Source organism: Rubripirellula obstinata (genome assembly GCF_001642955.1).
GTDB lineage: Bacteria > Planctomycetota > Planctomycetia > Pirellulales > Pirellulaceae > Rubripirellula > Rubripirellula obstinata.
In genome coordinates this window covers 1-3,703 of record NZ_LWSK01000226.1, presented here as the reverse complement: position 1 = coordinate 3,703, position 3,703 = coordinate 1, and the positions used below count along the sequence as shown (strand labels likewise).

Below are 3,703 nucleotides of genomic sequence, written 5' to 3'. Positions count from 1 at the left end.
TCATCACGGTGATTGTCACCCACAGGGACGAAGTCCGCGATGACGGACCGTATAGCGATGGTGTATTGCGGATAACCATTGCATGCACCGGAGTGGCGGCCGCACGCTTTCCTCTCTGCTTGCACGTCAAATCCCGCCACCTCGGTGATGCATACCGTTATCCGACTGAGGTTGAACCAGCTGTCGATTCACTGAACTCCCGAAATGCCGTTGACACCTCAAAGGCATGTCGATGACAATCATGTTCCACGTTCACAGGAATTCCTTGTTCACAGTAATAGGATACAAAATGCGTTCTGCTGTCATCGCTTTGTTGCTGGGATTCGTTGCATTGTCCGCACAGGCGGACGAGCCGCTTCGGCACACACTTCAATTCGACCCTCTGTGGCAGAAACAGCGCGCGGCCGAATGGAAGGCGGATCGTGATCGTTTGAACCTGATCTTCGACTACCCCATGACACGCAAACTAGGACTTAGCCTCGGCCGAATGCTGGCGGAACCTGACGCCTGGAGAATCGCCCCACAACCGACTGGAGACCTGCCGACACCGCCCCTGTTTTGGGAAACCGTAAACTCATTGACTATTGCTGACGGATAACCATTGCATGCACCGGAGTGGCGGTGGAAGACTTTCCCTTTGCTTGCAAATCAATCGCCGCCACCTCGGTGATGCATACCGTTATCCGACTGAACCGCGGACACTTGCTGCCCGCCTCGCGTCCTGCGGGGCATCTCTAATGCTCGACCAAGAACGCCCTGTCCCCAACAACCGACCTAGACCGAAATGCCGACTGCCCTGCGGGGCACCAACCGACGCCTGAATTTCAATGCTCGAACAACGCCGGTGTGCCTGATGCACTGCGTGGCACAACCAACGCCTGCCTTCTTGCACTCGATTTACTGCTGCCCGACGAAACTTGCTCGAACGACCACTCCTTGCTACTATCTTAACACGGTGATGGTCACCCACGGGGACGAAGTCCGCCCGGACGGACCGTATCGCGATGGTGTTTTGCGGATAACCATTGCATGCACCGGAGTGGCGGCCGCACGCTTTCCTCTCTGCTTGCACGTCAAATCCCGCCACCTCGGTGATGCATACCGTTATCCGACTTGGTGACACGTTGTGATGGATGTATCCTCCCTCGAACTAGCGATCTACTTCGTCCTTCCACCGCTCTTGCTGGGCATTGCATCCTATGCGACCGCCGACTTCTTCGTGATCGTAGCTGGGCTTACCGTTAAGCGTGAAGTCAAGCGGGATACCGGCGTTACGGCAATGACAATCTTGATCATCGCGACGTCAACGGTCGCATTCCTTACATACTGGACGACAAAACAGCCTGCAACGACCATAGTTTCGGCCACTGTAGCATACTTCGTTGCGGGCGGGTTATCATACGCGTGGCTCGTCCACGATTACTGCGATCGCGGAACAAAACACCGGTTTACCCCGATTGGAATCAAAAGAGGGTTCTCGCTTTCCGCTCTGCTTTCCTTATTCACCGCTGGCCCTGCTTCCCTCGTTGCGTGGTTCGTGATCGGCGGATAACCAAAACATGCACCGGAGTGGCGGTGGCAGACTTTTCTCTCTGCTTGCACGTCTATCGCCGCCACCTCGGTGATGTTCACCGTTATCCGACTGAAATGATGGCATTCCATGCTGAAATGGCTTCGGCACCAACTTGCGACACTTACGGCGTCCGCCGATATTGACTGGGAGGTCGAACCTCATCTCACGGACAACGTTCGTGCATTGCTCAAGACTGCCCGCAATGAGGGTGACGCACTAACTTCACCGCGGGTCGTGAGGCACATCCTTACCTTCCCGGATCGCACTCTGGCCTTTTCGTTTCGTGATTTAGTTCCACTCGACTGGACCACATCCGTCTCCGAACGCGACGATGCTGGCGGATGGCAATGCGAATGCGACCGTGTGTGGACACCGACATTTGCCGATCTTGTGCTGGACACGCACCGATTGTGGACTCTTGCCCTCTCGCTCCACCCAACTCTTTGGGCGTATACTGGCATGTACGACGAATCCGGAATGCAAATGTGGTATGTCGCCCCACCGTTGCTCGAATACGAGTGAACGTACGGATAACCATCGCATGCACCGGAGTCGGGCTTGCGGCCGTTTTCAAATGGAACATCAACACTCCCGACCCGGTGATGCGGGACGTTATCCGACTGAGCCGCGGACATTTGCTGCCCGCCTCGCGCCCTGCGGGGCACAACCCATGCTCGACCAAAACCGCCTTGCCCCAAACGCTCGATCAATACTCAAGCCCAGACTGCCCTGCGGGGCATCAACCAACGCCTGAATTCCAATGCTCAACTAATGCCGACGTGCCGGATGCACTGCGTGGCACAACCAACGCCTGTCTTCGGTTGCTCGATTTAACGATGCCCACCGAAACTTGCTTGACCAACCACTCTTTGCTACGATCTTAACATGGTGATGGTCACCCACGGGGACGAAGTCCGCGCCGACGGCATCGCAATGGTGCATTACGGATAACCATTGCATGCACCGGAGTGGCGGCCGCACGCTTTTCTCTCTGCTTGCACGTCAAATCCCGCCACCTCGGTGATGCATTCCGTTATCCGACTGGGGCATCTTCGCTGAAATACAGCTAGAACCATGGTCGATCGAAATTCCATACGCAATCTTCCCGCTCCGCAAGTGTTAGTTGATCTCATTGCCGCGAACCGTTGGCGTCACCCCGGCGACGACACTCTCCGCAAGGTGGTGCCCATGATTCGTTACCCACTTCGATTTCTGCCTTCACTCGAGGAAATGGCCTTTGAATCTGCAACCTCAATCGCGGATGACCCAAAGTACTCGAAGCTGTTTCGCGAATACCGCAGCAGCATCACTACCGATACCCGCGACCTTCCCTGGCTGAACATGGATCGAGCGTTCTTTGTCGCAACAAACAAAGTCCCTGGCGATGACCTCGCAATCGCTCTCGACTACCGAACTTCAGCAACTAACCCGCGAGTGGTCGCAAGTGAATGGACCGACGACGGTGTACTTTGGTGTCCCGTTGCGGCGACGTTTACCGAATTTGTGGATTTGATTGATTTGTAACACTCCTGTGATGCATCTGCTACAATGTCACGAGCGTACAGCTGCGGAACGGATAACCATGGGTTGCACCGGAGCCGGGCTTGCGGGCGTTTTCCGATGGTTAACTTTTCCCTCCCGGCCCGGTGAACCCGGACGTTATCCGACTGAAATACACGTTTCCTGACACTTCCCACTAAGGACGACACAATGACTAAAGCATACGACCGTCGATACTTCGCTTTTCTCGGCTTCCTTTTCTTTCTTGGGTTCCTCGGTTTTCTTGGCACAAACGAATATCGCCAACTCGCTGCCCTCGCCGCACCCGCCGCAATCGCATCGCTTGCAATGCTTGTTTTCATACCCAGATCACTAGACAAGATTCCCGAACGGTACCGCCTTCGCGACCATCGCGACATTTTCCGCGCACTCACTGGCCGAATCTGAACGTGTGCTTTACGTGATGAACCTACACTTGCCTTCGCTCTTTTTTTGCTGGCGGATAACCAAAGGATGCACCGGAGTACGGCTTGCGAGATTTTCCGTGATGGTTGACTTTTCCCTCCGTACCCGGTGATCCTAGACGTTATCCGACTGAGCCGCGGACATTTGCTGCCCGCCTCGCGCCCT

7 protein-coding genes are annotated in these 3,703 nt (G+C 55.3%); all 7 read left to right on the top strand.

The window, feature by feature from the left end:
• The coding region (locus RC85_RS27935) for a hypothetical protein (RefSeq protein WP_162273282.1) at positions 1-236 on the top strand (236 nt) is incomplete at its 5' end.
• A gap of 53 nt (positions 237-289) precedes the next feature.
• A complete protein-coding gene (locus RC85_RS25160; protein ID WP_149752474.1) occupies positions 290-598 on the top strand; it encodes a hypothetical protein in 309 nt (102 codons plus the stop codon).
• Between the two features lie 357 nt (positions 599-955).
• The gene (locus tag RC85_RS27930) at positions 956-1,120 is read left to right on the top strand and encodes a hypothetical protein (RefSeq protein WP_162273281.1); all 165 of its coding nucleotides are present in this window, start codon (positions 956-958) and stop codon (positions 1,118-1,120) included.
• A 410-nt stretch (positions 1,121-1,530) separates the two neighbouring features.
• Positions 1,531-1,716: a hypothetical protein gene (locus RC85_RS27925; RefSeq protein ID WP_162273280.1), complete on the top strand. Its 186-nt coding sequence runs from the start codon at positions 1,531-1,533 to the stop codon at positions 1,714-1,716.
• Positions 1,661-2,095 carry a ribonuclease E inhibitor RraB gene (locus tag RC85_RS29120; protein ID WP_068267602.1) on the top strand — a complete coding sequence of 145 codons (435 nt, stop codon included), beginning with the start codon at positions 1,661-1,663 and terminating at the stop codon, positions 2,093-2,095. Before RC85_RS27925 ends, RC85_RS29120 begins: the two co-directional genes overlap by 56 nt.
• A gap of 552 nt (positions 2,096-2,647) precedes the next feature.
• Positions 2,648-3,097: a hypothetical protein gene (locus RC85_RS25145; protein WP_068267601.1), complete on the top strand. Its 450-nt coding sequence runs from the start codon at positions 2,648-2,650 to the stop codon at positions 3,095-3,097.
• 186 nt (positions 3,098-3,283) lie between these two features.
• Positions 3,284-3,520 carry a hypothetical protein gene (locus RC85_RS25140; protein ID WP_068267600.1) on the top strand — a complete coding sequence of 79 codons (237 nt, stop codon included), beginning with the start codon at positions 3,284-3,286 and terminating at the stop codon, positions 3,518-3,520.
• Positions 3,521-3,703 lie beyond the last annotated feature (183 nt).